This is a genomic window from Oleiphilus sp. HI0117 (assembly GCF_001635235.1).
The window spans coordinates 1-467 of sequence record NZ_LWGA01001427.1 but is presented as its reverse complement, the minus strand read 5'-3'; the positions used below and the strand labels follow the sequence as shown (position 1 = coordinate 467).

Sequence of the window (467 nt, the reverse complement as noted above, 5' to 3'; positions counted from 1 at the left end):
AGCTCAGTTCAGGAAGCCGGATTAATAGCGCAGCTGATGATGCAGCAGGCGCAGCAATATCTGAACGCTTGAATAGCCAACTAGGTGCTTTTGATGCAGGCATCCGTAACGCCAATGACTCCATTTCCGCAATTCAGGTTGCCGACGGAGCACTGAAAAGCCTTAACGATAACATTGGTCGTATACAAGAGTTGACGATTCAAGCTGGTAACGGTGCGCTATCCACACAAGACCGACAAGCCTTGCAAGAAGAAGCAAATCTCTTGATTGAAGACTCAAATAGCATTCTCGAAAACACTAACTTCAATGGCAAGGCCCTACTCAGTGGTGAACAAGACTTCAATATTCAACTGGATCAACCAGGAAAGAGCATTCAACTCGAAGGCAAAGACTTAGCCAAAGAGATCAAAGAATTAGGCTTTGAAGACGTAGACTTAAGTTCAGCTGAGCAAGCTAGCAAGTCATTA

1 pseudogene is annotated in these 467 nt (G+C 45.0%); it reads left to right on the top strand.

The annotated features are described in order from the left end of the window. Positions 1 to 467 (top strand): annotated as a pseudogene (locus A3757_RS23985) (flagellin-like protein); the annotation flags it as partial.